Here is a 26,539-nt window from a genome sequence, read left to right as displayed (position 1 = left end):
ATTTTAAGGTTTTAAGGTAAAGGAAGGGAGAAAACTATGGACTTTTCATCATTTATTATGACCATCAATAACCTGCTTTGGGCAACTCCCCTGATCGCGCTGACCTTTGGACTTGCCATCATCTACTGCATTGCGATGAAATTCGGCAACGTCACCAAAACGGGGCTGCAATGGAAGCTTCTGCGATCGGGCTCCGGTTCACAAACGGGTTTGTCCGCATTTGAAACCTTCTGCTCCATTGCCGCTTATCGTGTTGCGGTAGGCAACATTGGCGGCGTCATGGTTGCAATCATGTACGGCGGACCGGGCTCTGTTTTTTGGATGATTATAACCGCGCTCGTCACCTCCGCGATTGCCTATGCCGAAAACAGTCTCGGTCAAATTTACAAGGTCCGCATGGACGGCCAGTACCGCGGCGGCCCGTACTTCTATATGGAAAAAGGTATCCCCTGGAAGGGGCTTGGCAAGGCGTTTGCAGTTATCTTTGCCCTGTTTGCCACCGTTGGCGTTCCCCTGCTGGTCACTGGCCCCAGCGCCAACAACATTGCCATGGCTTTTGAAAACAGCTTTGGCATGAGCCGTGGGCTCACCGGCGTGATTGTCGCCGTCCTGCTGTTCCTCGTCATCTCCGGAGGCGTACGCCGCATCGCCAAGTTCTCCACCATTATTGTTCCCTTTATGACCATTGGCTACCTGATTGTCACAATTGCGGTTCTTGTACACAATGCCAGCGCAATTCCTTATACATTCTCCATGATGATCGGAAGCGCGTTCAATGTGCACTCCGTGTTTGGCGGAATGATCGGCGGCGCTTTCTCCTATGGCGTCAAGCGCGCGGTAAATTCCTCCGGCTCCGGATTCGGCGAAACACCTTCCGCAGCGGCCGCGGCGGAAACCGCGCATCCTGCCACGCAGGGCCTTGTGAATGCCTTCTCCGTTTACATTGACGTAGCGGTCTGCTTTTGCTCCGGCATCATGGCGCTTGTCACCGACTGCTTCAACGTGCTGGGGCCCGACGGCACCTTTATGCACATTGGGCAGGGCTCCGCGCAAATGGCAGCCCAGGCCGAAACCATGACGGCGGGCGTTGTTTGGGTGCAGGAAGCCGCAAACACTGCCCTTCCCAACGGCATCGGCGGCATGATTATTGCACTTGCGCTGTTCTTCTTTGCCTATTCCACCTGCATCGCGTATTATTACGAAGGGGAGTCGGGCCTTGCATATCTTTGCAGAAATATGAGCGAGAAAACCCGCGGAAAACTGATCTGGGCGACCCGTATCATCATGCCGATCTTCTTCCTTATCTGGGCAAATGTCACAGCGTCTACCGCATGGGCCATCAGCGAAATCATGTTTGCTCTGATGGCCTGGTTCAACCTCGTCACCCTTGCAATTCTTCTTCCCAAGGTCAAGAAGGTCTATGACGACTACATGGCGCAGCGCAAGGCCGGCGTGGAAGATCCTTACTTCGATCCCGACAAGGTGGGAATTGAAAATTGCGAGATATGGACGGAGATCAACAAAGACCGCATCCATGCGGACAAGGCAACGTGAGAATCTCCTGAACCATGATTCTCCCCCCATTTTAAAGCTCAACCGCAAAGTCACAGGCTTTGAATTGCCTTTATTTCATGGCAAGCGTCCGGCGTAAGCACATCACCAGCCCGCCCTTGGTATTTAGGGCAGGCTGGTGATGCTTTCTTTTCGTATGAATGACTTATCTTTTCGTGCGTTCGCGGAACGACGGAAGGCCGTCTCAAGAAACGTCCCTGAGATGTTTTGAGCGCGGTAACAGCGGCAGACTTCATGATGGCTTTTATTCTGAAAAACACCCTCACAGCCCGCGCTGCATGGGGGTCGCCCCGTACAGCCCCCGCAACCGCCTTGGCCAATGCACCAGCAGTCTTGACGCTCTGGCCGAGCCAGCCTCCTGCTCCGTCCTCACCGTTCCTAAAGCATTGGACATCCATATATTAAAAAAGAAACCCACGTCTTCCGCATTGGAAGATGCGGTCTTCTTTCAAGAAGTTTCATCTTGAAAAAAGTGCGTTATAGTTTTGAATACTGGCGTTTCGCCCATTCTCTGTCAGTTTTGCCAACCCATCTAAAAGCTGAACATAACCGTCTCGCTCAAGAAAGCGGATCATTTTGACCGTATAGGCGCTTTCCCAGTGCAGCTGGGCGGGGATGGTATCCACTCCGCATTCCGATGCCTCTTCCTCGCTGTCGGCGTGATTATATAAATGAAACAGCAGCGTCATTTTTGCAAACTCCAGCTTTTGCTTTCTGCGCCGAAGCAGCGAGCTGATCAAACCTCTGTGGGGAGCAAACACAAACACCAGCAGGAAAACCAGCCCGGTCACGACCGCCATGCTTCCGGCAATGGATACATCCAGCAGCGCCGCCGCCTGATAACCGAGAATCCCGTTTACCGCGCCAATGATTCCACTCAATATCAGCATATGTTTGAGATTATCCGTCAGCAGGTACGCCGTTACCGGCGGCCCAATCATAAAGGCCACCACCAACACCGAGCCTACCGCCTGAAATGCACCCACTGTGGTAAGGGACACCAGCGTCATCAGCCCGTAATGCACCAGCGCCGGAGAAAATCCCAGCACTGCCGCCAGCATAGGATCGAAGGTCGCCACCTTGAGTTCCTTAAAGAAGATAATAATGGCCGCCAAATTGATGAGCAGCAGGATTCCGGTGGTATAGATCGCTTTGGCGCCAATGTCTGTGCCGCCAATGATCATACGGTCAAAGGGCGCAAAGGCCAACTCCCCTAAGAGCACCGAATCGGTGTCCAAATGTACGGAACCTGCATAGCGGGTAATCAGAATAATCGCGATGGAAAAGAGCAGCGGAAACACCACGCCGATGGCCGCATCCTCTGCCAAAAGCCGTGTGCGGCTGAGCATCTCTGTCAGCCAGACCGTCACCACGCCCATCAGCGCCGCCCCGGCAATCAGCAGCGGAGAGGAAAGGTCATGGGTGACAAAAAAGGCGAGTACGATTCCCAACAGAATGGTGTGGGTGATGGAATCGGACATCATGGACATTTTTCGGAGCACGAGAAAGGTACCCGGAAGAGCGCAGGCCACTGCTACAATCACGGCTATGATTTGAATTTCAACTTGTGGGAGCATCTGTCCCGCCTCCTTCCAGCCGATATAAGATTCGGTTTTTTCTTTGCTGATAAATCCGGTGCAGTACGCCGCGTCCCGGCGAAAAAAGAACACTGACAATGACAATCAGGCTGACACAAACGACGATTGCAGGGCCTGTGGGAAGTTTGGGGACCAATGAACTGGCGGCTGTGCCCGCTATGCCGGAGACGGCTCCGAGCAAGGCAGAGAGCGTCACCATCACCCACAGCTTGTTGGTCCATTGGCGCGCGGCGACCGCAGGCGTAATGAGCATGGCGCTCATAAGAATCACCCCCACTGTCTGCAACCCGATAATGATGGCCAGCACGATCATAAACGACAGCAGCAGATTCAGCTTTTTGGGAGAGAAGCCGAGGCTCTGGGCAAAATCCGCATCAAAGGTAAACAGCTTGAATTCCTTCCAGAATAAAAGCACCAGTGCCAGCAAAATCAGCCCGCAAATGGTCATCAGCACAATATCCCGCTGTAAAAGCGTGGATGCCTGCCCGAAGATAAAGCGCTTGAGCCCCGCTTGATTGGAGTTGGGGATTTTCTGCACATAGGTGAGCAGCACCAGCCCCAGCCCGAAGAATACAGACATCACCAACGCCAGCGCGCTGTCAAACTTCACCCGGGTATGGCGTACCACTCCCACAATCAGAAGCGTTGCCAGCAGTCCGGAGAGAAGCGCCCCCAGCAGCAGAACCTCCGTGTTTTTGCTGCCCAATAATACAAAGGCCATTACCACACCGGGCAGGGCGGAGTGGGATACCCCGTCACCCAGCAAGCTCTGTTTGCGCAGAACCGCAAAGCTGCCCAGCACACCGCTGATGAGCCCCAACAGCGCAGAACCAAGCGCCACTGTCTGAAAGGTATAGTCGGAAAACAAAGCAAGCACGCTGTCCATATCACACCACGCTCCTTAGAAGCGCACCGGCGCTGTGATAAGTCTTTTTCAAATTTTCCTCGTGAAACACCTCTTTCACAGGTCCGCTGGCAACCACCCGCAAATTAATCAGAGTGACCCAATCAAAATAATCGGGTACTGTTTGCAAATCGTGGTGAACGACGACGACCGTTTTTCCCTGTTCCTTCAAGTCCTTCAGCAATGTAACAATGGCACGCTCCGTCTGGGCGTCCACGCCCTTGAAGGGTTCATCCATGAAGTAAACCTCCGCCTCCTGCGCCAGCGCGCGGGCAAGGAATACCCGCTGCTGCTGGCCGCCGGAGAGCTGGCTGATCTGCCGGGTTGCGTAATCCTGCATTCCAACCTTTTGAAGCGTCTGTTTCGTCAGCTCCAGATCGGATTTGCGGGGGCGGCGAACCCAGCCCAGTTTTCCGTAGCAGCCCATAAGTACCACATCCTGCACCGTGGCCGGAAAGTCCCAATCCACGCTGCCGCTTTGGGGAACATACCCGATTCTGTTTTTCAATGTGCGGATATCGCCGCTTCCATCCAGAAAGCGAACTGCCCCGGTAACCGGCTTGAGTAACCCCAGCATCGCCTTAATGAGTGTTGTCTTTCCGGCTCCGTTGGGGCCAACCACCGCCATCAGCTGTCCCTTGGGAATTTTCAGGTCAATATCCCAGAGAACAGGTTTGGCATCATAGGCAACGGTGAGGTCTTCCACCTCCACCGCATACTTTTGCTGCTTCTCCATTTTCGAACCTCCCGTCATTTTAAAGCATCTACAATGGTATCAATATTGGCTTTGACGGTCAGGGTGTAGGTACCGGCACCCGAATCCGCATCGCCCAGCGAGTCGGAGTAAAGCTCCCCGCCAATGGCTACGTCAAAGCCCTTTGCTTTTACCGCTGCCTGGAGCGCTTCAATCGTCTTAGGCGGTACGGAGGATTCCACAAAAATGGCTTTGATTTGCCGCTCTACAATAAAGTTCGCCAGATCGCTTACATCGGCTGTTCCCGCTTCCGCATCGGTGCTGATGCCCTGCAAACCACGAACCTCAAATCCATATGCCTTGCCAAAATATTGGAATGCGTCGTGGGCGGTCACCAATACGCGTTGCCCCTCCGGCAGCTCCGCCGCCCGGGTTTGGATATAAGTATCCGTTTCCTCCAGCTCTTTCAAATAAGCGTCTAAATTGGCGTCATAATCCGATTTCCCGTCCGGATCCGCTTGGGATAATCCCTCTGCCACCGTTTTGGCTGCCGCTTCCCACAGGGAAACATCAAACCAGATGTGGGGATCGTGGACGGAACTGTCTGTTTCCCAAGCCAGTAGCTTGGATTCATCCAGGCCTTCTTCAATGCAAATAACCGCCGACCCTTGCCTGGACAGGTTTTCAAAGATTTCCCCCATTTTGCCTTCGAGATGAAGCCCATTGTATACGACGACATCCGCCTTCTGCATCAGGGACACGTCGCCTGCGCTGGCCTGATACAGGTGGGGGTCGATTCCCGGACCCATCAGGCCGTCCACAGTAACCCTCTCTCCGCCAATTACCGAGGATAAATCGGCCAACATGGTAGTGGTGGCGACAATATTCAATTGATTGTCTTGCGTAGGATCCGTGTTTCCTGTGGGAGATGCGCAGCCCGCAAGCAGGATAGAGAAGCTCAGGGCCGCCCCTAAAATACCTTTCACCTTGTGATTCATGAGAAACCTCCTAAAAGTAATATATTTGGTGTTATCGCCCCTCCGTCTGATCCACATAGATTTGACAAGCGGCTTTATAACTGATTTGAGCATGCGTGCCCACAGGGTCAAGCGTAAGCGGCTCTTCACAGGCTGCCGCTTCTATCATGCAAACAGAACTCCCGACGGTTATACAGCGCGCAGTATACTTCAATATTTTTTCGTAGTCTTATCCTGCAAATGCCTTTACAATTGCTCCAATCAGCAGAATCAGCACTGTAAAAATGAGAGTTGGTATCTTGCGGCGCAACAGCCGATTTGTATAGTCATTCATCATTTTCTCCATATGCGTTTTAAATTTAGGTATACCTAAATTTATTTATATTTTATGCCTAAACAAGAAAAAATGCAAGTGCTTTTTTCGTCATTCAATAAATTTACGATCTTAGCCGTTAGGGGCGGGAAACACCGTTTCCCATGACTAATTTATGAGAACCGGACATATGGTGTTACTGATCGGCTTAAACAATGCTACATTGGGGACGAACGCTTATGAACAAGCCCACAGACAATGAATTCTATACCGTTCGAGGATATCAGCTGAAAAAGCAAAACGAGAGCAGGCTTACGCCTGCTCTGGAAGACTATCTCGAAATGATTTATCGGTTATGCAAGGAAGAAAACTATGCGCGCATCAATAAGCTTTCTGAGCGCCTGAATGTCAGACCGTCTTCCGCATCGAAGATGGTTTCCAGGCTTGTAGATCTTCGGCTATTGACCTATGATCGGCCGGACAGTATCCGGCTAACAGAGGAAGGCACGGTAACCGGCGCTTATCTATTGGAACGTCATCATATTGTGGAGCAATTCTTTTCTTTAATCGGCAGCCCCAATCCCTTGGAGGAAACAGAATTAGTCGAGCATGTGCTATGTTCCTCAACCGTATTCAGGATTCAGGCATTATTGGAGTTTGTTCAGAAGAGCGAGGATATCGGACAGAAACTCAGAGCATTTATGAAAGCAAATCATTTCACGATGCCCGAATAACAAGTTAGATTCCTTTAACTGATTATTCTGTCGGAGGAACATACAGCGCGTACGCTTGACAAACAGTAAAGCCCTGTCCAAACTGCGGTAAGAACCCAACACAGCAACTGCGCCTGATCTGATCAATAAAAATCGGTCCTGGCGCAGTTGCTGGTGGGCATGAAAAATTTAAGCCCTATGTATTGGGGGTAGTATGAATATATGGCATCGTCTTTTAATTCGCGATACCGGCAAGGGGTAAGGCTAGTCAGACTTCGGACAACCTCAGCGTGCACAGCAGGTTTGCCATTTCAATGGCGTTTTCGGCGCACTCGGAGCCCTTGTTTCCGGCCTTGGTGCCCGCCCGTTCAATCGCCTGTTCAATGGTGTCGGTGGTAAGTACGCCGAACAGCACGGGGACCCCGCTGCCCAGCGCCACGCTGGCCACTCCCTTGGAAACCTCGCTGCACACATAGTCGTAATGGCTGGTCGAACCACGAATCACAGCACCCAGCGCAATCACTGCATCGTACTTTTCGCTGTACGCCAGTTTGGAGGCCGCCAGTGGAATTTCAAATGCGCCGGGCACCCACACCACCGAAATATCTTCCGCGTTGACGCCGTGGCGCAAAAGCGTGTCCTCACAGCCGCTGAGCAGTTTGGATACGATAAACTCGTTGAAGCGCGCCGCGACAATGCCCACGCGCAGCCCGTTCGATACCAGATTTCCTTCAAATGCTTTCATAATAAAATTCTCCTCAATAATTTAAAATGTGGCCCATGCGTTTTTGCTTGGTCCGCAGGTAAAAAAGGTCGTTTGCTGTGGCCTGCATCTGAATCGGCACCCGCTCCGTAATTGTCAGACCGAAATCCGAAAGCTGATAGACTTTGTCCGGATTGTTGGTGAGTAGCCGCATACTTTTAACGCCCAAATCCCGGAGAATCTGCGCACCGATATAGTACTCCCGCAGGTCACCTGCAAAGCCCAATGCCAGATTTGCCTCCAGCGTATCCATTCCCTCGTCCTGAAGGGCATAGGCCTTGAGCTTGTTCAAAAGCCCAATGCCGCGTCCCTCCTGACGCATATAGAGCAGCACGCCGCGGCCCTCGCTCTCGATTTGCCGCATAGCCGCTGCCATCTGCTCGCCGCAGTCGCAGCGTAACGAGCCGAAGCAGTCGCCCGTCAGGCACTCGGAGTGAATTCGGCAGAGCAGATTTTCTCCGTCTCCGATCTCGCCCTTGACCAGCGCTACATGATGCTCGCCATTGAGCAGGCTGCGATAGCCATAGGCATTAAAATCGCCGAATTTTGTGGGCAGATGCGTGACGGCCACCTGCTCTACCAGCTTTTCACAGCGCTTACGGTACGATTGCAGATCGCGGATGGTAATCATTTTCAGCCCCCATTCCGTGGCTTTTTTCTGCAACTCGGCAGTGCGCATCATGGTTCCATCCTCCCGCATGATCTCACAGCAAAGGCCACATTCCACAAGTCCGGCCAGCCGAAGCAGATCGACTGTGGCTTCTGTATGGCCGCTGCGTTCCAATACGCCGTTGGGCTTTGCCAAAAGCGGAAACATATGCCCCGGCCGGCGGAAGTCCTCCGGTTTAGACCCGGTATCCGCGCACTTCATAGCCGAAACAGCGCGTTCCTCAGCGGAAATACCGGTTGTCGTGGAGACATGGTCAATTGAGACGGTAAACGCAGTCTGGTGGTTGTCGGTGCTGTCGGTGACCATTTGGGGCAGGCAAAGCCGCTGGACGTGGGCGGCTGACATGGGCATGCAGATGAGCCCCTTGGCATGTACCGCCATAAAATTGACGTTTTCGGTGGTGGCAAACTGGGCGGCACAGATGAGATCGCCTTCGTTCTCCCGGTCGGGGTCGTCTGTGCAGAGGATCATGCGGCCCTGCCGCAGTTCCTCCAGCGCCTCTTCGATGGTACTGTACTGAAACATAATGCTTCCTCCTAAAATCCGTTTTTCAATAAAAATTCTCTGCTGATGTCAGGTTTGTGGGCAACTTGCGGCGCGGAGCGCAGCAGCTTTTCCACATATTTGCCCAGAATGTCGGTCTCGAGGTTGACCTCACTGCCGGGTATCTTTTCAGACAGGATCGTCCCGCCGGCCGTGTGGGGAATCACGGAGACGGAAAACGTGTCCCCCATCACCTCCGCCACGGTCAGGCTGATGCCGTCGATGGCTACGGAGCCTTTTTCCACAACAAACCTCAGCAATTCGGGCGCGGCGCGCATGGTGAACCACAGGGCAATCCCGTCCTGCCGGAGAGAAACGATGGTCCCCGTGCCGTCAATGTGTCCGGAGACAATATGCCCCCCGAAGCGTCCGCTTGCGGGCATGGCGCGCTCCAGATTGACCCGGCTGTCCGGCGTCAGCGCGCCCAGCGTGGAGCGCCGAAGCGTTTCGTGCATTACGTCGGCAGTGAAGGAATCCGCCGATTTCGCGGTTGCGGTCAGGCATACGCCATTGACCGCCACACTGTCGCCGGGTCGCAAATCCGTCAGCACCGCCCTGGCGCCAATGCACAGCACCGCAGAGTGCCTGCCGCTGCGGATGGAACGGATGGTACCAATCTCCTCAACAATTCCCGTGAACATCGTAAGCCACCTCGCTTTCCAGCAGAAAATCTTCACCAAGCGCCGTGACGCTTGTATTCTTCAACAGAAACGCCTGCTCCGGCAGCGCCGCGCCCAGGCCCCCGACCGGCGTTTTCGCCGCACCGCCAAATAGTTTTGGCGCGATATAGGCCTGCACCTTTTGTACAATTCCGGCCTCCAGCGCCGCCCAATTCAGGGTACCGCCGCCTTCCAAAAGCACGCTGTCAATTTTTTTATCCCCCAGCCGCTTCATAAGCGCCCGCAAATCCACATGCCCGGCCGACGTTGGCAGCTCCCATACCCGGCAGCCCGCAGCTTCCAGTTGCTTTTTCTTTTCATTGCTGCCGTTTCCAGCCGCAATTACGGTGGGAACTGATGGTGCCGTGCGGACGATTTGACTTTCCAGCGGGATACGAAAATGCGTGTCGCAGATCACCCGCAGGGGGTTGCGCCCGCCCTCCGACCGACAGGTCAAAAGAGGGTCGTCCGCCAGCACAGTGCCAACGCCCGCCATAATGGCGGCGTAACGACCGCGGTCGGCATGGACACGCTGTCGTGCAGCCTCGCCTGTAATCCAGCGGGAAACGCCGGTGCGCGTGGCGATTTTGCCGTCCATCGTCATGGCATATTTCATCGTGACGTAGGGCGTTCCCGCGCGAATGAAGTGAAAAAACATGGGGTTCAGCGCGTCGCATTCCGCTTGTAAAATACCCGTTTCCACCTGAACGCCACCTGAGCGAAGTTGCTTTACTCCCCTGCCGGAAGCAAGGGGATTGGGGTCGGAGGAACCAACGACGATCCGCTCGATTCCGGCCTCCAGAATGGCATCCGTGCAGGGTGGCTGCCGACCGAAGTGGCAGCAGGGCTCCAGCGTCACATACAGTACCGCCCCCCGGGGCGATTCCGTGCAGCTTTGCAGGGCCGCCCGCTCCGCGTGAAGGCCACCGTAATGGTCATGATAGCCCTGTCCGATGACCCGGCCGTCCTTGACAATGACCGCGCCCACGATAGGATTTGGATTGGTTCTGCCGCATCCGCGCTGGGCCAACTCCAACGCCATGCGCATAAATTGCGTGTCTTCCATTGCCGCCTCCAAAATAAAAAGATGCCTTGAATCAAAACGTTCAAGGCATCTGGACACGGCGAATAAGCCCCGCATACACAAAAAACTCTGGAATGAAACCATTCCAGAGCATACTTATGTACGCAGGCGCAATCACTCCCGCTGTAACACAATCTTCTTTCATCCAGACTATACTGTCGGCCTCGGAATTTCACCGAATCCTGCCTTGCGGCTCGTGGGCTTTACCACCGGTGGGGAATCGCACCCCGCCCTGAAGATCCTGATTCAATTTTCAAAAGCATCATAGCACCTGCGCTTATATCTGTCAAGTTATGGCGTATAGGAAAATTTTTACTAAAAGCACCATAATGCTATGTGAGATTTCCCTTGACATTTAACCGCCAGAGCATTAATGTATTAATATAATCACACATTAATGATTGGAGAAACTAAATGAAGACGATGAAAAGTGTCTGGATTAAACTCCTGACTTGCTGTTTTATTGCGACATTGCTGCTGAGCATTGGCGCGGGAGCTGTCGACCAGACGGAGTCAGCCGCCCGTCAAGATGATCTTGACTATTTGTACACAACGTTAAAAACCAATCATCCCAACCTGTTTGCCAACACGCCGGAGACCGCTTTTGAAGCGAGGAAAGCCCAGATAGAACAACGGCTTAGCACGGAAAGCAGCTTTGATTTTGCGCTGGATTGCGCAAGTCTGGCCGCGCTGGCAAAGGACTCACATACCAACGTGTCTTTGGGCAGCAGCGGATACAATCTTCACATTTGCCTGTTTGACATGGAATTATACGATGGAACATGGAGACTGCGTGCGATAGACCGTGCCCATCAGGAGCTTCTGGGCGCCGAGATTGTATCCATCAATGGATATTCCATGGAGCAGGTTCTGGAAAGATTCGGAACCATCCTCAGCGCGGACAATTTGGTGAAGCTGCGGTATTCCTATTGGCAGATGTGCTATGTGCTGGAGCCGTATCAGTATCTGGGAATTGCCAAGCAAGGCGAGCCCATGCGCATAGAGGTGCAGGACTCCACGGGAAAAACTAATACATTGACGGTTTCCTCGGTAAGCCAGAGTGCCTTTCGGTCTGAGGATCTGGCGACGCTGAACGACTGGCAGACAGGCTCCGCAGCCACCGTTTATGACAAAACAAAGACCTATTTTGCAAAGGAATTGAATAACACCACCTATTACATCCAATATAACAAATGCGCGGAGGATGAGGCTCTGCCAATGAAGCAGTTCTGCCAGCAGGTTCAGTCTGCGCTGGATGCAGGGAGCTATTCCTTAATTCTGGTAGACCTGCGAAATAACGGAGGCGGCTCGGACGGTGTGATCATGCCGCTGCTGCGGCTGCTGGCGCAGCAGCGCGAGCAGGGCGTCCAGGTAGCCGGGCTGATTGGGAGAAGAACCTTTTCGTCTGCCATTATTAATTCCGTGGAACTTCAGGAAATGGGCTTCGCGCTGGCAGGAGAGGCTACCGGCGGCAGCGTTGACCACTTTGGCGCGGTGCGGTCTTTTAAGTTGCCCAATTCCGGTATGCGAATGGGTGTTTCCTCAAAGTTCATTTCAATGAGCGGCTATTTTGACGCCGCCTCCGGAAAAGGCGTAGAGCCGCTCCAGCCCGACGTTAAAATTGTTCAGACCCTCAGTGATTCTTTGGCAGGCAGAGATACGTGCGTAGAAAAAATACTGGAAAATCCCGAGATTTTAAAATCTGCGGAACGCGGGGATGTCCCCATGACCCGTGGACGTTTTGTAGGTCTGCTGTTCCAAAAGGCAGGTACGCCCAAATCAAATATTGAAAGCAAGCCGTTTGACGACCTCCTGGGGATTGAATGGTATCTGCCTGCGCTAAGCTGGGGAAAAGCAACACAAATTGCGCTGGGAGACACCTCGGGCAATTTTGCCTCTGCACGCGCTGTCAGTTGGCAGGATGCCGCTGTATTTTTGGTTCGTACTGCCGATGCATTGGCTATTCAACCTGCGTCCGTGCGAAGCGACACTGTACCGGATACACTGGAAACCACAGCGCGGAATAAAGATGCTGTAGAAAAAGCGTGGAGGTGGGGGCTGCTGCCGGAAAGTGGCGATTTCTCGGTTGCTCCGACTCGTGCGCAAGGTGAAACCATGATAAAGCAACTGTTTGCAGCGAAATGAGTACTATCAGTCCTTTCTTCCGGGCTTATCATTCTTTCATAGCTTTATCAGCGCATTTGAAACAGTTGCTTTTGGTCAATATACAATGATGAACAGTTTTGGCTAATAATTTTTTATAAACTACCGACGTACTACGCATTATGCTTATAAAGTTCAAACAAGCCGGCCTCCGGGAAATGTTCCCGGAGGCCGGCTTGTTTGCGCGCTGGTAAGTCTCAATCATTCGTGTCCGTGCTTTTTTCATCAGAATATCCCTGAAGGTCTTCTTCATCCAGTGTAATAATCTGGTTGTCAGCTATGCGGAATGAAAGGTCTAAATCAAGAAATACGGAAATCTTAATTAGATCGTCAGCTTAGAAACTTCCTCGGCTAAATTTATTCCTCATAGCCTGCGGGGACATACCAAAGTAACCCGCAAGGTCAGTGGATTTTTTCCTCTTAAAGCAAGAAGCGCGTACAGCTTATCTGAAATTGCCATACAATAAACCTCTTTTTAAATAAATATAATGTATTTGATTACTTATGCTAACATAAAAATTTGTAAAATAATCAAAACGTTGTTTGGCGATATAACTTAAAATGTTTACAATGTAATCATAAAAGAAATAACTTGTTGGAGTAAAAGGCAAGGAAAGATAAACAACACATATTTTACTACTATCTGAGAATCCTGCCCCGGAGGTCACGAGGGCAGAAAGGAAAATACATGAATAGGGTGAGACGTAAGAATCTAAAACTGGCTCTAGGAAATATGGACGAGCTAACCGCTATACTTGAGGAATTGAAAAAAAATTTGCAGCCGTTTCTGGACGAAGAAGATGAAGCTCTGGGTAATCTTCCTGAAAGTTTTCAGGAGGGCGAGCGTGGGAGCAAATGCAGGAGTACATCAACATCATGGAAGAGGCCATTCACAGTCTCGGAGAGATGGATGCAGAAGACATCTACCAGAAGATCGAAGAAATTGTTGAAGGATGACACCAACGGTCTGGTCTATAAGGCTTACGGAGAGACTGGATGAAAACGCTAGAGGTTTAAGGCAGTGAGCCTCATGCGCTGCCCCTCATACTTCTTATCAAAGGTCCAAAAGAAGAAGACGCCTATGGAGAGGAACCCGCAGAACATAAGGCGGTTAACGCTGAGCCGAAAGGCAACAGGGCAGTTCTTCCGCTGGGCTGTTCTGGAGGAAATGAAACTGGTGCTGGCCGATGCCGCAGTCAATGAGACGTCTAAGATCATCGCCATCTTTCTGTACACTGGCTTCCGGGTCCAGGAGCTGCTGGACATACCCATGAGCGGCGTAGATATGGTGCGCTGGGTCTTTATCGGCGGCGAAAAGACAGAGGCCGGGAAAAATCGCATTGTCCCCATTCTAAGTGTGATACGTCCGTTTGTGGAGTATTTCCATGAGCGGGCAACTGGATATCTATTCCTTTCCGGATATGATGGGAATATTAACGGCAACAACTTCCGCAAGCGTGACTACTATCCAACGCTGGAGCGTCTGGGCATCCGCACAGCGCAGCGCCGGATGAATCCACATAGCTGCCGCTACACGCTGGCCACACGGGGGCATAGTCTGGGGATTGATGATGATACCTTGTCTAAAATTCTAGGCCACGCGGATTTTGATGTGTCCAGTGACATCTATATCCAGGCTGACATCAGCAAACTGCATCAGGAGATGTCAAAGCTGGATTCCCACGAAGATTGAGAATACGTAGAATAACGGTTGCGACCACATTGCGACCATGCTAAAGGATCGGGCAAAAGAAAAGCCCTAGAACCATTGCGGTTCTAGGGCTTTCTTGGTGGAGACTGGGAGACTCGAACTCTCGACCTCCTGCGTGTGAAGCAGGCGCTCTAACCAGCTGAGCTAAGCCTCCACATCAAATATTCAATTTTGGTACCCACCGACCGGATATTCCAGCCAGACAGGTTTGGTGACCCGTACGGGATTCGAACCCATGTTACAGCCGTGAAAGGGCCGTGTCTTAACCACTTGACCAACGGGCCATATCAACTTTTCGGGAACCCCCACGGGACACGGCGTGTCCCGTGGGAATTCTGGTAGCGGCACCTGGATTCGAACCGGGGACACTGCGGGTATGAACCGCATGCTCTAGCCAACTGAGCTATGCCGCCAAATCTGCACGCCTGTGTGGCGGGCGAGGATTACTATACCAGATAACGCCTGTTTTTGTCAAGAGGTTTTCGGGAAAATCTCTCATAAAATATCTGTTTTTGCAAAAGAGGGATGCGCCGGGGGCGTGAATACGCCCCCGGCGCAAGAATTTCTCTTAGTACATGCCGCCCATGTCGGGTGCGGCGGGCGCGGGCGCGGGAGGCTCGGGCTTATCAGTCACCAGAGACTCGGTGGTCAGCACCATGGAAGCCACGCTGGCGGCATTCTCCAGAGCGGAGCGAGTCACCTTGGCGGGGTCGATGATACCGGCAGTGACCATATCGCAGTACTCTTCCTTATAGGCGTCGAAGCCGTAGCCTGCCTTGCCGGAATCGCGGACCTTCTCCAGAATCACGGAGCCGTCCAGTCCGGCGTTGGCCGCGATCTGGCGGATGGGGGCTTCCAGCGCCTTGGCAATCAGACGCGCGCCGGTCTTCTCGTCGCCCTCCATGGAGGGAATCAGAGCCTCCACAGCGGAAATGACATTGATGAAGATGGTGCCGCCGCCGGCGACCACGCCCTCTTCAACAGCCGCGCGGGTAGCGTTCAGTGCGTCCTCCATGCGGAGCTTCTTTTCCTTCATCTCAGTCTCGGTGGCCGCGCCGACCTTCACGACGGCAACGCCGCCAGCCAGCTTTGCAAGACGCTCCTGGAGCTTCTCCTTGTCATACTCGGAGGTGGTGTTGCCAATCTGGGCGCGAATCTGGCCCACACGGTCCTTAATGGCCTGGCTGTCGCCCGCGCCGTCCACGATGGTGGTGTTTTCCTTGGTGACCTTCACCTGACGGGCACGGCCCAGCATATCCAGCGTGGCGGTCTTCAGCTCCAGACCCACTTCCTCGGAAACCACGGTGCCGCCGGTGAGGACGGCGATATCCTGCAGCATCTCCTTGCGGCGGTCGCCGAAGCCGGGAGCCTTGACGCACACCACATTCAGCGTGCCCCGCAGACGGTTCACGATCAGGGTGCTCAGGGCCTCGCCCTCCACGTCCTCAGCAACAATCAACAGCTTCTTGCCGGACTGCACCAGCTGCTCCAGCAGGGGCAGAATGTCGGTAATGACGGAGATTTTCTTATCGGTGATGAGGATGTAGGCGTCGTCGATGTTGGCCTCCATCTTCTCGGTGTCGGTGCACATATAGGGGGTGATGTAGCCCCGGTCAAACTGCATGCCCTCCACGACCTCGCTGTAAGTCTCGGCCGTCTTGGACTCTTCAATGGTAATCACGCCGTCGGCGGAAACCTTGTCCATGGCGTCGGCAATCAGCTTGCCGATTTCCTCGTCACCGGAGGAGACAGCGCCCACGCGGGCAATATCCTTGGTGCCATCCACCTTCTTGGACTGCTTCTTGATCTCGGCCACGGCAACTTCCACGGCCTTTGCCATGCCCTTGCGCACCACGATCGGGTTCGCACCGGCGGCCAGGTTCTTCAGGCCCTCGGAAATCATGGCCTGCGCCAGAAGAGTTGCGGTGGTGGTGCCGTCGCCGGCCACGTCGTTGGTCTTGGTGGAGACTTCCTTCACCAGCTGCGCACCCATGTTCTCGAAGGGATCGGGCAGCTCGATTTCCTTGGCGATGGTCACACCGTCGTTGGTAATCAGGGGCGCGCCATACTTCTTGTCCAGCACCACGTTGCGGCCCTTGGGGCCCAGAGTGACCTTGACGGTATCGGCCAGAGTGTCCACACCGGCCTGCAGGGCCTTGCGGGCATCCTCGCCGCGCTTAATCAGTTTAGACATATTGCATTACCTCCAAATTTAAGAAGTTGTTTTTGAGACTGCTTTAGTCCACGATGGCCAGAATCTCGCTCTGGCGCACCACGGTGTACTCCTCGTCTTCCAGCGTAACCTTGCTTCCGGCATACTGGCTGGTGATCACCTTGTCGCCGACCTTCACGGTCATGACCACGTCCTTGCCGTCCACGTTGCCGCCGGGGCCCACGGAAATCACTTCAGCCACGGAGGGCTTCTCCTTGGCGGAGCCGGTGAGAATGATGCCGCCCTTGGTCGTCTCCTCGGCTTCCACCATCTTCAGGATGACACGGTCTGCAAGCGGTGTGAGTTTCATAAAAACTGCCTCCTTTAATATATTAAAAAATTTATAAAATCAGCGTTAGCACTCCATCTCTTTGAGTGCTAACGGTGCTATCATAGTACATCCCCGCCCGTTTGTAAAGGGGGTAGGCAGGGAAAATCTGTGAAAATTTTGTGAACTTCCCCATAGCAGCGGCGCAAAACTTTAAAGCAAGCGAAATTGGCAGGATTTTGCAACGTGGCTTGCCATAAAAGCCTTTGTGGAGTATGCTTTAATAAAGACCGGTCTTCGCGTCGGCACACTCACGGGATGCTTTGCTTTAAAATATGCGGGTGTTTTTTGAGGAGGCTCTTTATGAAACTAAAACAGCTGTTGAATGGAACGAACCCACTCTTGACGCTGATTGATTTGATTGGCGTGGCGGAAGTCGTACTGTTGGCCTCATTTGCGATGGCGGGAGGCCGCGTTGCCTTCCCCTACTTTTTGTACCAGGGATGGCTGTGCTACCTGCTGCTGAGCCGGAGCCTTGGCTATGCGATGATATTTCAGGATGGGACGAGGGCCCGCGGGAAAAATCCGGCCTTAAAGCCAAAGCCCGGGGGTTGGTTTTTGGCGCTGTTCCTTCCGCAGGTCTTATTCAGCGCCGCCATGCCTTTCGTGGTCTTTTTGCTGGGCGGTTTTTTCCGCTGCGCCGCGGCGGCAGTGCTGCTGGGTTTGAAAATTCTGCTGATACGGCGGGTATGGCCGATGCTTCGCGTCCTCGAAAACCGCGAAGCGGGCGCAGAGTAAACGCGCAGAGCGGCGTCCCTACCGGGACAACCCAGTTTCCCACTATACTGATGGATGCAAACAGTCTCCGGCGTTTTTAACGCCGGAGACTGTTATACATTTTGTATTTTCTTGGCGAAAAATCACTTTCCGTACATAAACAGATCGCATTTCAGCATTCCGTTGTAGAGCTTGCGCTTTTTGTCCGCCTGCTTGCCAAAGGACCGCTCAAACTCCGTATGGGACGAAAGCACCAGCACCCGCCACTTGGGCGGCAAGTCCCGGCAGGCAGCGCCGAAAGCGCGGTACAGCGCCTCGGCCTCGCTCCGCTCCATCAGCCGCTCGCCGTAGGGCGGGTTGCTCACCAACTGACCGTATTCGCTGTCCCGGTGAAATTTCGACGCGTCGGACACTTCAAAGCGGACGCAGTCCCCCACACCGGCAAGCTCTGCGTTGTGCCGCGCCAGCTCCACCGCCGCCGGGTCGATGTCCCCGCCCCAGATATCGTAGCTCCCATGAAACTCGCGGTCCCGCGCCTCCTGCGCAGCGTCCTGCCAAAGCTTTGCGTCCATGTTTTTCCACTTTTGGGCAGAAAAGTTGCGATTCAGGCCCGGAGCACGGTTTTTGGCCATGAGCGCCGCTTCGATGGGGATGGTGCCGGAGCCACAGAAGGGGTCGCAGAAGGGATCCCGGCCCCGGTAACGGGACAGGGTCACCAGCGCCGCCGCCAGCGTCTCCCGCAGCGGCGCAACCACGCCCTGCGCCCGATAGCCCCGCTTGTACAGCCCCTCACCGGAGGTATCCAGATACACCGTAGCCACGTCGCGCACGATGGCAAACTGAATCTGATAGCGGCTCCCCGTCTCCGGCAGCGTCTCCATGCCATACTTCTCTCCCAGCCGCTTGGCGGATGCCTTTTTTGCAATCGCCTGACAGGCAGGAACAGAGTGTAACTGGGAATTCAAGGAATAGCCCTTTACAGGAAATTCGCCGTCCTTGGGAATATAGTCTTCCCACGGCAGGGCGTAAACGCCCTGAAACAGGGCCTCAAAATCTTTGGCGGGAAAGCTGCCCAGTTCCATCAAAACCCGCGCTCCGCAGCGCAGGCCGATATTCAGCCGGGCAATGTCCGCCTGAGTCCCCTGGCAGTGAACCCGGCCGTTTTCCGCCCGGACCTCCTGCAAATTCAACCGTTTCATCTCGTCCGCCACCAGACTTTCCAGTCCGAACAGGCAGGGTACCGTCAGCGTCATAGGCCGCGCCTCCTTTAAATGTTTAAAATATCTGCATCACTATACCAGATATTCAAAAAATGTGCAACGCGGCGAATTTAAAATTTCCGTGCTGCCGTAAAAAATTGCGGCTAAGCCGAAACTTTTCAGCCGCTTTATCCGTCTAATTAATAAAAACAATTTATTCTCGGGTCCATCCCAGAATCAACCGTTTTACGGGGCTGGTATTTTTCCCGAATATGTGATACAATGAGCACATGAACTATGAAGTATTTTTCTTTTATCGACCCTACCCCCATCCAATGTTTTCCAAAGGAGGTTTTTTACAATGATGATTTGGATTTGGCTGGGTGCCATTGTGCTTTTCGGCGTGGCAGAGGCCGCCACCGCCGGGCTGGTGTCCATCTGGTTCGTGGCGGGAGCACTGGCTGCGCTGATTGCGGCAATGCTGAGCGCGTCCGTGCCCGTTCAGTTTGCGCTTTTTCTTGTGGTATCTGCCGCCGCACTGGCCGCCACCCGCCCGCTGGTGCGGAAAATGCGGGTAACCAAGGCCGTTCCCACCAATCTGGACCGGGTGATCGGCCAAACGGGCAAGGTGACGGAAACCGTGGACAATGAAAACGCCACCGGCGCCGTCTATGTGGACGGCAAGACCTGGACGGCCCGCAGCAGCGACGGCACGATTTTTCTCGTAGGCAGTCTTGTTACCGTATCCAAAATGGAGGGTGTGAAGCTCTTTGTGGAGAAAAATAAAATTTTGGAAGGAGTCAATTAAATGCCTATTCGTATTGAAAGCATTGCCCTGATTATCCTGGTGGTTCTTGTCTTACTGCTGATCGTCAGCAACATTGTCATCGTTCAGCAATCCAAAGCCTTTGTGGTGGAGCGCCTGGGCGCGTTCCGCACCGTTTGGGGTGTGGGCCTGCATTTTAAAATTCCCTTTATTGAGCGAGTGGCGAAACGTGTGTCCCTGAAAGAGCAGGTGGCGGATTTTGCGCCCCAGCCCGTCATTACCAAGGACAATGTCACCATGCAGATCGACACCGTTATTTACTTCCAGATCACCGATTCCAAGCTGTATACTTACGGTGTGGAGCGTCCCATGAACGCCATTGAAAACCTCACCGCCACCACCCTGCGAAACATCATCGGCGACATGGAACTGGACCAGTCCCTCACCTCCCGCGACATCATCAACACCCGCATGCGCGCCATTCTGGATGAGGCCACGGACCCTTGGGGTATCAAGGTAAACCGGGTGGAGCTGAAGAACATTCTTCCCCCCAAGGAAATTCAGAACGCCATGGAAAAGCAGATGAAGGCGGAGCGGGAGCGCCGCGAGGCCATTCTTCAGGCCGAGGGCCAGAAGCAGAGCCAGATTCTGGTGGCAGAGGGTGAAAAGCAGTCCGCCATCCTGCGGGCCGACGCGGCAAAGCAGGCGGCTATTCTCCACGCCGAGGGCGAGGCCGAGGCCATTATGAAGGTTCAGCAGGCCACGGCCGACGCGCTGCGCCTGCTGAACGAATCCAGCCCCAACGATCAGGTCATCAAGCTCCGCTCGCTGGAGACGATGGTGAAGGTGGCCGACGGAAAGGCCACAAAAATTATCATTCCCTCCGAGATTCAGAGTCTGGCGGGGCTTGCCTCCAGCGCAAAGGCCCTGCTGGAGAGCGACGAGGCCGCGAAATAATCATCCGCAAAGCAGGATTGCGCGCTAATTCCATAATCTTGACGGGGAGGTCTGCGAGAGCGCAGGCCTCCCGGTTTTTCGCACTCCGCCTGGTAAGTTTGAGGCAGACTTGATTATTTTCCGTTTTTTCATATTCAAACGGGAAAAAAGCTGATATAATAGCCAAGGACAACTATTACATATGTTAAATATGCTTGAACGCGCTTGGTGCAGGGCGGCAATAATATGATCCTGAATCTGCGCCTGCGGCGCACCGGTCGCGGAATCGCGGGCGCATACGACGAAGCTGATGATACGGCCGCGATGTACCCTGCGGTACATTTGGCCGAAATACACAGAGACGAAACGGAGGAGCCTTATGCGGGAGTTTTGGAACGCGCTGATCCGCGGACTGGAGAGCGGGCAGCCTGTTTGCCTTGTAAGCCTTTTATCCTCCGCCGGGTCCACGCCCCGGGGTGCCGGGGCCATGATGGCGGTTCTCCCGGACGGAAGCTCCGCCGGGACCATCGGCGGCGGCAACGTGGAGTTTGAAGCACAGAAGCTGGCAGTGGAGATTTTGAAATCAGGCGAGGACCAGCGGCGGGACTACCGCTTCATTCAGGGCAGCGACCACAGCCTTGGAATGATCTGCGGCGGCGATGTGACTGTGCAGCTCCACTATATCTCCCCCGAGGACGAAGCGGCCCTGTCCGCTTTCCGCACGCTCAAGGAGGCCCACGCCCGGGGACAGGACGCATGGCTGGCCCTGCGGCTGGACGATAGCCGCATGGCCGAGGTCCGCGCCCTCTCCGGGGCGGACGAAATTGACCCCGTGCTTGCCCCCCTGTTGGGGGACGGACCTATGCTGACGGACGGCGGTTGGTTTTCCGTCCCCGTGTCCCAATCAGGATGGGTTCACATCTTCGGCGCGGGGCATGTGTCCCGGGCGCTGGTGTCGGCGCTGTATCCCCTCGGCTTTCGCTGCGCGGTGTACGACGACCGGGCGGAATTTGCCGACCCCGCGTTTCTTCCCACAGCCCAGCAGGTTCAGGTGTGCGACTTTGAACGGCTGGACATCCCCGTTGCCCCCCGGGACTATGTGGTTGTGATGACCCGGGGCCACAACGCAGACTATGAGGTGCTTTCTCAAACCCTGCGCTCCGGCGCGCGGTATATCGGCTGCATCGGAAGCAAACAAAAGCTGGCTCTGTGCCGCAAGCGCCTGTTGGACGAGGGCTTCACTGCTGAGGAATACGCCGTGCTTCACGCGCCCATCGGCCTTTCCATTGGGGCGCAGACCCCGGAGGAAATTGCCATCTCCGTGGCGGCGGAGCTGATCGCCGTCCGGGCGGGGCTGGACCTCCGGCGGCAGGGGGAATCCGACATTTAAGCAGGCCTTTTCAATCTCCGGCGAACGCGCCGGACTTCACGGAGGATATCTATGAATCGTATCAGCAAGGAAAATTACTATCTGGACATCGCCGAGACTGTTTTGGAGCGGGCCACCTGCCTGCGCCGGGTATACGGAGCCATCATCGTGAAAAACGACGAGATTATCTCCACCGGCTACAACGGTGCGCCCCGGGGCAGGAAAAACTGCGTGGACATGGGCTACTGCACCCGGGAAGCCGCAAAGGTCCCCCGGGGCGAGCGGTATGAACTGTGCCGCAGCGTCCACGCCGAGGCCAACGCCATCATCTCCGCCTCCCGGCGGGACATGGTGGGCGGAACACTGTACCTTGTGGGCCGGGACGCCCGGACCGGCGAGCTTTTGGGCGACGCCACCTCCTGCTCCATGTGCCGCAGGCAGGTGATTAACTCCGGGCTTGAACGGGTGGTCATCCGGCGGACGGAAACGGAGTTCGACATGGTCCCCGTGGAGGATTGGATCGCCGAGGATGACTTTCCCGACTTCGGCCCCATGGAGGAGCCGTCCTCTCAGCAGTAATTTCAGGAAGGAGGCCGTCACTTGAAAACGGGCCTTGTCACCTTTTTTCATATCCATCACTATGGTGCGGTTTTGCAGGCCTGCGCCACGCAGCGGGCCGTGGAACAGCTCGGAAGCTCCTGCGAAATTTTTAACTATTACGTTAATCAGAATAACGACCTGTTCCGCCACGCTGGGGGGCTTTCCTCCGCCGCGGCAAATGCGCACACCGCACTTCACTACTCCGCCATGCGCGAGCGGTATCAGCGGTTTGAGGACTTTTCCGCCCGCAATCTGAAGATTACGGAGCGGCGGTACGAAAGCCTGCGGGAACTCGAAAGCGCGCCTGATTGCGACGTCTACCTCTCCGGCAGCGATCAGATCTGGAACCCAAAAATTTTCCCCGACGGGCGGTTTGACCCGGTGTTTTTCAGCCGCTTTACAGCCGGACGGAAAATTGCCTACGCACCCTCCTTCGGCATTCCCCGCATCCCCGACGGGATGGAGGAGGAGCTTCGCCGGTATCTTGATGACTTTTCCCACCTTTCCGCCCGGGAGGCCCGTGGTCAGGCCATTCTCCGTGAGGTTGGCGGGCGGGAGGCCCCCGTGGTGCTGGACCCTACGCTGCTTTTGCAGCAGGAGGACTGGGCCGCCCTTTCGGCGGAGCCAAAGCAGCCTGCCGGCTACATTCTGTGCTACTGCATCAGCGCCCCCGGCCCGCTGGAGCCCTATATCCGCCGCTTGCAGGAGGAGACGGGACTTCCCGTGGTCCAGCTTTGCGGTCTGCGGCAAAAGGTCCACCCGAAGGCGGAGTGCGTCTTCTCCGCAGGGCCTGCAGAATTTCTCGGTCTGTTCCGCCACGCGGCCTATGTGTGTACCAACTCCTTCCACGGAACCGTGTTTTCCGTGCAGTTTCAAAAGCCGTTTTTTACCGCCGTTTCCCCGGCGGAGCTGGCCGCGCCGGAGCAGTCCCGGATTTTCAGCCTTCTGGACCGACTGGGCCTTGCAGACCGCATTATCGGAAAGGGTGACTCCGCCGGGCTGGCGGACCCCGTGGACTGGTCCGCCGCTACCGGGCGGCTGGAGGCAGAGCGGCAGGCTTCTCTGGAGTATCTCCGCGCCGCGCTGCTGAACGAGCCGATTCCCACCCCAGAAAAGGCCGAAAGTGGCTCGGATTTACCGGAGCTTGTCGGTCGGGCGGACTGCACGGGCTGCACCGCCTGCGCCTCCGTCTGCCCAAAGGACGCCATCTCCATGGAACCGGACCGGGAGGGCTTTTCTTACCCCTTGGTCGACCCTGAAAAGTGCATTCACTGCGGGCGCTGCACGGCGGTCTGCCCGCCGCTTCACCCGCCCAAGAGCTGCCCCCTCCCGGCGGTGTTCGCCGCATGGAACCGGGACGACGTGATTCGCAAGGACTCCACCTCCGGCGGCGTGTTCTCCCTCATCGCGGCGGACGCACTGGAAAGCGGCGGCGTGGTGTTTGGCGCGGCGCTGGACGACAAACAGCGCCTGCGGCACATTGCCTGCTTTGCACCAGAGGATCTGCGCTATCTCCGGGGGGCAAAATACGTACAAAGCGACCTGCGGGGCGTATACCGGGAGATTCGGGAGCTTTTAAAGTCCCGGCCCGTGCTTTTCTCCGGCACACCCTGCCAGGTGGACGGACTGTATCATTTTCTGGGCCACCGTCCGGAAAATCTCACCACCTGCGACGTGGTGTGTCAGGGCGTTCCCTCCCCCGGCGTGTGGGCGGACATGGTTCGCTCCATCGAAAGCCATCGGCGGCGCTCACTGCAAACTGTGCGCTTTCGCAACAAGGTGGCGGGCTGGAAGAACAGCCACTTTACCCTGCTTTATAAGGACGGATCGGCGGATTCCTCCCCCCTGTTCCAGACAGAGTGGGGCCGGGCATTCGGCAGGGCGCTGTTTCTGCGCCCCTGCTGCCACCGCTGTCCGTATACCTCCCTGTCCCGGACGGGGGATTTCACTCTTGGAGACTTCTGGGGCCTGCGGCCCGACGAGCTTTGCGACCAGCAGGAAAAGGGCGTGTCTCTCCTGATTGTGAATACGGCCCACGCCAGCCATATTTTTGACCGTCTTCCCCTTGGGCGGCAGCCCTTTTCACCGGAGAGGGCCGTGGCGGGAAATCCCCGGCTGGCCTCTCCCATCGCCCAGCCCGGGGACCGGGCGGCGTTTTTCGCGGCCTACGCCTTGCAGCCCTTTGATCAGGTGCGGCAGAAATTTCTCCGCCTGCCCTCCCTGCCGGTACGGCTTGCCGCCAGAGCCCTCAGCCCGGAGGCAAAGGCAAAAATCAAATCCAAGCTGAAATAAGGCCGTTCCTCAGCCCAGCAGCACAAAATAAAGAACAAAGCCCCCTGCGCAGCTTTCGTTGCGCAGGGGGCTTTTTCCAGCGTTCATGGTCTGGGGCACATCGCCGGTTCTTGATAGCCTAAGGGAACTAAACCTGCGTTACTCCTGAATCCCCGGCAGCTTGGGAATATAGGAAAATCCGTGGGCCAAATCCTCGTCGGTGGGGATATAATCGGTCATGCTGCCGTCGTGGTAAGACATATACGCCGCCATGTCAAAGTACCCGGTTCCGGTAAGGCCAAAGACAATGGTTTTGGCTTCCCCCGCTTCTTTGCACCGGATGGCCTCGTCAATGGCAACCCGGATTGCGTGGGCCGACTCCGGCGCAGGCAGCGTGCCTTCCACCTTCGCAAACAGCTTAGCCGCTTCAAAAACTTTGGTCTGCGTGACGGAGCGGGCTTCGTCCAAAAATCCGTCGTGATAGAGCTGGGAGAGAATGGGGCTCATGCCGTGGTAACGCAGCCCGCCCGCGTGGTTGGGCGCCGGGATAAAGCCGCAGCCCAGCGTATACATCTTAGCCAGCGGCGTGACCTTTCCCGTGTCGCAGAAATCATAGGCAAATCTGCCCCGGGTCAGGGAGGGGCAGGACGCAGGCTCCACCGCGATAAAATGCGGGGCCTGCTTTCCTGTCAGCTTATCGGCCATGAAGGGGGCCATCAGCCCGCCAAGGTTAGACCCGCCGCCCGCGCAGCCGATGAGGATATCGGGATATTCATCCAGCTTCTCAAGGGCCGCCTTTGTCTCCAGCCCGATAATGGACTGATGCAGCAGCACCTGATTCAAAACGCTGCCCAACACGTAGCGGTAGCCCTCTGTGGTGGTGGCCTTTTCCACTGCTTCGGAAATAGCGGTGCCAAGGCTTCCGGAGGTACCCGGAAATTCCTCCAGCATCCGGCGGCCCACCGCTGTGGTGTCCGAGGGGGAAGAGATAACGGACGCGTCATAGGTTTCCATCACGGCCTTGCGATAGGGCTTCTGCTCCGCAGAGCCCTTGACCATGAAGACCTTTAAGTCCAGCCCAAAATAGCCACAGGCCATGGACAGGGCGGTTCCCCACTGTCCCGCGCCCGTCTCGGTGGTGACGCCCCTCAGGCCCTGCTCCTTGGCGTAATACGCCTGCGCGATGGCGGAGTTCAGCTTGTGGCTGCCGCTGGTGTTGCCTCCCTCGTACTTGTAATAGATTTTCGCCGGAGTGTCCAACGCTTTCTCTAAACAGTAGGCCCGCACCAGCGGAGAGGGACGGTACATCTTGTAGAAATCGCGGACCACCTCGGGGATGTCGATAAAGCGGTCGGTGGCGTTCAGCTCCTGCCCAACAAGCTTCTCGCAGAAAATGGGCGTCATATCCGCGGGCGTCACGGGCTTCAGCGTGCCCGGGTGCAGAATGGGGCGGTGGTCGGTCTTCATGTCCGCGCGCACATTGTACCACTGCTTCGGCAGCTCCTGTTCGGTCAAATAGGTTTTGTACGGGACTTTGCGTTCCATAGTGTTCCCTTCCTTTCTGAAGCATTCGACCGAATCATCGGCCAAACAAAAAATAAAAAAAGCCCTTGTCCCTGCAAATACTTGCAGGGACAAGAGCGATTTCACTCCTGTGGTGCCACCCGGCTTGGCGCGGTATCCGCGCCCACTTTTCAGCACACTGTCATGTGCCGGCCTTTTTTAACGGGGCGCCCTCCCCGTCTCCCCTACTAAGCTTCCGCCGTTCGGTTCACCC

At 55.3% G+C, this 26,539-nt stretch carries 23 protein-coding genes, 3 tRNA genes and 1 riboswitch; of the genes, 11 read left to right on the top strand and 15 right to left on the bottom strand.

Features of this window, described 5'->3' with window-relative positions:
- The first annotated feature begins 36 nt into the window (after positions 1-36).
- Positions 37-1,554 (top strand): alanine/glycine:cation symporter family protein, encoded by a 1,518-nt coding sequence (locus tag ABVS15_RS12785; RefSeq protein ID WP_369284068.1) that lies wholly within the window; start codon positions 37-39, stop codon positions 1,552-1,554.
- 476 nt (positions 1,555-2,030) lie between these two features.
- Here the strand turns inward: ABVS15_RS12785 and ABVS15_RS12780 are convergent, their stop codons facing one another.
- The 4 genes from ABVS15_RS12780 to ABVS15_RS12765 are packed head-to-tail and all read right to left on the bottom strand — an operon-like array spanning position 2,031 to position 5,766.
- The gene (locus ABVS15_RS12780; RefSeq protein ID WP_369284067.1) at positions 2,031-3,149 is read right to left on the bottom strand and encodes a metal ABC transporter permease; all 1,119 of its coding nucleotides are present in this window, start codon (positions 3,147-3,149) and stop codon (positions 2,031-2,033) included.
- On the bottom strand, positions 3,133-4,056 hold the full coding sequence (locus ABVS15_RS12775; protein ID WP_369284066.1) for a metal ABC transporter permease: 924 nt from the start codon (positions 4,054-4,056) through the stop codon (positions 3,133-3,135). The genes ABVS15_RS12780 and ABVS15_RS12775 overlap by 17 nt, the downstream gene beginning before the upstream one ends.
- Position 4,057: 1 nt before the next feature.
- Positions 4,058-4,810 carry a metal ABC transporter ATP-binding protein gene (locus ABVS15_RS12770; RefSeq protein ID WP_369284065.1) on the bottom strand — a complete coding sequence of 251 codons (753 nt, stop codon included), beginning with the start codon at positions 4,808-4,810 and terminating at the stop codon, positions 4,058-4,060.
- A 14-nt stretch (positions 4,811-4,824) separates the two neighbouring features.
- Positions 4,825-5,766, bottom strand: a complete 942-nt coding sequence (locus ABVS15_RS12765) for a metal ABC transporter solute-binding protein, Zn/Mn family (protein ID WP_369284064.1) — start codon at positions 5,764-5,766, stop codon at positions 4,825-4,827.
- 531 nt (positions 5,767-6,297) lie between these two features.
- On the opposite strand from ABVS15_RS12765, the gene ABVS15_RS12760 reads away from it, so the two are divergent.
- Positions 6,298-6,792, top strand: a complete 495-nt coding sequence (locus ABVS15_RS12760; RefSeq protein WP_369284063.1) for a metal-dependent transcriptional regulator — start codon at positions 6,298-6,300, stop codon at positions 6,790-6,792.
- 247 nt (positions 6,793-7,039) lie between these two features.
- Here ABVS15_RS12760 and ribE read toward each other — a convergent pair whose 3' ends face one another.
- Genes ribE through ribD form a run of 4 tightly spaced genes read right to left on the bottom strand, consistent with a single transcriptional unit; the run spans position 7,040 to position 10,472 of the window.
- Positions 7,040-7,516 carry a 6,7-dimethyl-8-ribityllumazine synthase gene (gene ribE / locus ABVS15_RS12755; protein WP_369284062.1) on the bottom strand — a complete coding sequence of 159 codons (477 nt, stop codon included), beginning with the start codon at positions 7,514-7,516 and terminating at the stop codon, positions 7,040-7,042.
- A 13-nt stretch (positions 7,517-7,529) separates the two neighbouring features.
- Positions 7,530-8,729 carry a bifunctional 3,4-dihydroxy-2-butanone-4-phosphate synthase/GTP cyclohydrolase II gene (locus ABVS15_RS12750; protein ID WP_369284061.1) on the bottom strand — a complete coding sequence of 400 codons (1,200 nt, stop codon included), beginning with the start codon at positions 8,727-8,729 and terminating at the stop codon, positions 7,530-7,532.
- 11 nt (positions 8,730-8,740) lie between these two features.
- Positions 8,741-9,388, bottom strand: coding sequence for a riboflavin synthase (locus ABVS15_RS12745; RefSeq protein ID WP_369284060.1), 648 nt, complete (start codon positions 9,386-9,388; stop codon positions 8,741-8,743).
- On the bottom strand, positions 9,369-10,472 hold the full coding sequence (ribD, locus tag ABVS15_RS12740) for a bifunctional diaminohydroxyphosphoribosylaminopyrimidine deaminase/5-amino-6-(5-phosphoribosylamino)uracil reductase RibD (RefSeq protein WP_369284059.1): 1,104 nt from the start codon (positions 10,470-10,472) through the stop codon (positions 9,369-9,371). The genes ABVS15_RS12745 and ribD overlap by 20 nt, the downstream gene beginning before the upstream one ends.
- Positions 10,473-10,619: 147 nt before the next feature.
- A riboswitch (FMN riboswitch) is annotated at positions 10,620-10,734 on the bottom strand.
- A 170-nt stretch (positions 10,735-10,904) separates the two neighbouring features.
- On the opposite strand from ribD, the gene ABVS15_RS12735 reads away from it, so the two are divergent.
- The 3 genes from ABVS15_RS12735 to ABVS15_RS12725 all read left to right on the top strand — a co-directional run bounded on the left by ABVS15_RS12735 (position 10,905) and on the right by ABVS15_RS12725 (position 14,346).
- Positions 10,905-12,635 carry a hypothetical protein gene (locus ABVS15_RS12735; protein ID WP_369284058.1) on the top strand — a complete coding sequence of 577 codons (1,731 nt, stop codon included), beginning with the start codon at positions 10,905-10,907 and terminating at the stop codon, positions 12,633-12,635.
- Between the two features lie 751 nt (positions 12,636-13,386).
- Positions 13,387-13,653 carry a hypothetical protein gene (locus tag ABVS15_RS12730; RefSeq protein WP_369284057.1) on the top strand — a complete coding sequence of 89 codons (267 nt, stop codon included), beginning with the start codon at positions 13,387-13,389 and terminating at the stop codon, positions 13,651-13,653.
- 81 nt (positions 13,654-13,734) lie between these two features.
- On the top strand, positions 13,735-14,346 hold the full coding sequence (locus tag ABVS15_RS12725) for a tyrosine-type recombinase/integrase (RefSeq protein ID WP_369284056.1): 612 nt from the start codon (positions 13,735-13,737) through the stop codon (positions 14,344-14,346).
- Between the two features lie 95 nt (positions 14,347-14,441).
- Here ABVS15_RS12725 and ABVS15_RS12720 read toward each other — a convergent pair.
- The 5 genes from ABVS15_RS12720 to groES form a co-directional block, all read right to left on the bottom strand.
- Positions 14,442-14,518, bottom strand: a tRNA-Val gene (locus ABVS15_RS12720).
- Positions 14,519-14,573: 55 nt separating this feature from the next.
- Positions 14,574-14,648: transfer RNA gene (locus ABVS15_RS12715), tRNA-Glu, on the bottom strand.
- 52 nt (positions 14,649-14,700) lie between these two features.
- Positions 14,701-14,777, bottom strand: a tRNA-Met gene (locus tag ABVS15_RS12710).
- 155 nt (positions 14,778-14,932) lie between these two features.
- Complete coding sequence (gene groL / locus ABVS15_RS12705; RefSeq protein ID WP_294855991.1) at positions 14,933-16,558, bottom strand: chaperonin GroEL; 1,626 nt, start codon at positions 16,556-16,558, stop codon at positions 14,933-14,935.
- Positions 16,559-16,601: 43 nt separating this feature from the next.
- Complete coding sequence (groES, locus tag ABVS15_RS12700; protein WP_294855992.1) at positions 16,602-16,886, bottom strand: co-chaperone GroES; 285 nt, start codon at positions 16,884-16,886, stop codon at positions 16,602-16,604.
- A gap of 321 nt (positions 16,887-17,207) precedes the next feature.
- On the opposite strand from groES, the gene ABVS15_RS12695 reads away from it, so the two are divergent.
- Positions 17,208-17,642, top strand: a complete 435-nt coding sequence (locus ABVS15_RS12695; RefSeq protein WP_369284055.1) for a hypothetical protein — start codon at positions 17,208-17,210, stop codon at positions 17,640-17,642.
- Between the two features lie 122 nt (positions 17,643-17,764).
- On the opposite strand, the gene ABVS15_RS12690 is transcribed toward ABVS15_RS12695, so the two are convergent.
- Positions 17,765-18,874, bottom strand: a complete 1,110-nt coding sequence (locus ABVS15_RS12690) for a class I SAM-dependent RNA methyltransferase (RefSeq protein WP_369284054.1) — start codon at positions 18,872-18,874, stop codon at positions 17,765-17,767.
- A gap of 307 nt (positions 18,875-19,181) precedes the next feature.
- On the opposite strand from ABVS15_RS12690, the gene ABVS15_RS12685 reads away from it, so the two are divergent.
- The 5 genes from ABVS15_RS12685 to ABVS15_RS12665 all read left to right on the top strand — a co-directional run bounded on the left by ABVS15_RS12685 (position 19,182) and on the right by ABVS15_RS12665 (position 24,783).
- Positions 19,182-19,628 carry an NfeD family protein gene (locus ABVS15_RS12685; RefSeq protein ID WP_369284053.1) on the top strand — a complete coding sequence of 149 codons (447 nt, stop codon included), beginning with the start codon at positions 19,182-19,184 and terminating at the stop codon, positions 19,626-19,628.
- Positions 19,629-20,543, top strand: coding sequence for an SPFH domain-containing protein (locus ABVS15_RS12680; RefSeq protein WP_369284050.1), 915 nt, complete (start codon positions 19,629-19,631; stop codon positions 20,541-20,543). It begins immediately after the preceding gene.
- Between the two features lie 358 nt (positions 20,544-20,901).
- Positions 20,902-21,912, top strand: coding sequence for an XdhC family protein (locus ABVS15_RS12675; RefSeq protein WP_369284049.1), 1,011 nt, complete (start codon positions 20,902-20,904; stop codon positions 21,910-21,912).
- Between the two features lie 51 nt (positions 21,913-21,963).
- On the top strand, positions 21,964-22,470 hold the full coding sequence (locus tag ABVS15_RS12670) for a cytidine/deoxycytidylate deaminase family protein (RefSeq protein ID WP_369284048.1): 507 nt from the start codon (positions 21,964-21,966) through the stop codon (positions 22,468-22,470).
- 21 nt (positions 22,471-22,491) lie between these two features.
- Complete coding sequence (locus ABVS15_RS12665) at positions 22,492-24,783, top strand: polysaccharide pyruvyl transferase family protein (protein ID WP_369284047.1); 2,292 nt, start codon at positions 22,492-22,494, stop codon at positions 24,781-24,783.
- Positions 24,784-24,921: 138 nt separating this feature from the next.
- Here the strand turns inward: ABVS15_RS12665 and ABVS15_RS12660 are convergent, their stop codons facing one another.
- Positions 24,922-26,307, bottom strand: coding sequence for a TrpB-like pyridoxal phosphate-dependent enzyme (locus ABVS15_RS12660; protein ID WP_369284046.1), 1,386 nt, complete (start codon positions 26,305-26,307; stop codon positions 24,922-24,924).
- Positions 26,308-26,539 lie beyond the last annotated feature (232 nt).

Source organism: Oscillibacter sp. GMB15532, from assembly GCF_041020825.1.
In the GTDB taxonomy this organism is placed as follows: domain Bacteria; phylum Bacillota; class Clostridia; order Oscillospirales; family Oscillospiraceae; genus Oscillibacter.
The sequence above is the reverse complement of the archived record's forward strand: the minus strand, read 5'-3'. Positions and strand labels throughout refer to the sequence as shown.